This is a genomic window from Synechococcus sp. R55.7 (assembly GCF_047461955.1).
Lineage (GTDB): Bacteria > Cyanobacteriota > Cyanobacteriia > Thermostichales > Thermostichaceae > Thermostichus.
The window spans coordinates 9,409-10,701 of sequence record NZ_JANSIC010000082.1; the positions used below are offsets into that span (position 1 = coordinate 9,409).

1 protein-coding gene is annotated in these 1,293 nt (G+C 62.0%); it reads left to right on the forward strand.

Annotated elements, in window-relative coordinates:
- Positions 1 to 1,245 (forward strand): HhoA/HhoB/HtrA family serine endopeptidase (locus NW820_RS06120; RefSeq protein ID WP_414406983.1); only part of this gene is annotated, 1,245 nt, incomplete at its 5' end.
- Positions 1,246 to 1,293: the final 48 nt, after the last annotated feature.

A 1,293-nucleotide genomic window follows, 5' to 3' on the forward strand; every position in this document is an offset into this window, starting at 1 on the left:
ATGAAGCGCAGCACATCCATGCCGGGCCAGCCCTCTCCCGGGTCAGAAGCTTCCGCCCAACCTGCTCAATCCTCTTTCCAGCCTTTTGCCATCTCCACTTGGAAGTCTCTTCTCTCGTCAGTGCTGCTGGTGCTGCTGGGCATTGGGCTGGGAGCGGCTCTGGTGGGGGGCAAGGGGGTATCTGCCCAGACGACGGCAACCCCGGCCCAACTGAACCTGAATTTCATCGCCGATGTGGCGCAAAAGGTGGGGCCGGCGGTGGTTCGCATCGATGCTGAGCGGACGGTGCGCGCCCCTGCCCCTTTTCCGGAGGAGTTTTTCAGCGATCCCTTTTTCCGGGATTTCTTTGGCCAAGCGATCCCTTCCATCCCTCGGCAGCGGCGACAGCAGGGAACCGGCTCTGGGTTCATCATCAGCCCAGACGGCCAGATCATCACCAATGCCCATGTGGTCGAGGGATCCGACAAGGTAACGGTGACGCTCAAGGATACCCGCAGCTTTGATGGGCAGGTAATCGGTTCGGATCCGGTTACGGACATCGCCGTGGTGAAGATCAACGCCCAGAACCTGCCGACCGTGAAGCTGGGGCGCTCGGAAACCCTGGAGCCGGGCCAGTGGGCCATTGCCATCGGCAACCCCCTGGGTTTGGATAACACCGTTACGGCTGGGATCATCAGCGCTTTGGGCCGTTCCAGCGGGGAGATTCGGGTGCCTGACAAGCGGGTATCTTTTATCCAAACGGATGCGGCCATTAACCCCGGCAACTCCGGCGGCCCGCTGCTCAACGCTCAAGGGGAGGTGATAGGGGTGAACACCGCCATCATCCAGGGAGCGCAAGGGTTGGGCTTCGCCATCCCCATTGAGACGGCCCAGCGGGTGGCCAATCAGTTGATCACTCGCGGCAAGGTGGATCACCCCTACCTGGGCATCCGCATGCTCACGCTGACTCCAGAGCTGAAGGAGCGCCTCAACCAGGATCCCAATAGCCGCATTTTGATAACGGTGGATCAGGGTGTACTGATTGGCGAAGTCATCCAGGGATCCCCAGCGGAACGGGCAGGGCTGCGGTCTGGGGATGTCATTCTCTCCATCAATGGTCGTGCCGTAACCACAGCCGATCAGGTGCAACAGGAGGTGGAGCGCACTGAGGTGGGCAGCACCCTGGAGCTGGAGATCGAGCGAGCCGGGCGGCGACAGAAGATCCGCGCGGTAACAGGCTCTTTCCCGGCCCCCAGCGGAGGCTGATCGCGCCAGCGGGACGGAGTCCTTTCGCGCCAGCGGGACGGAGTCCTT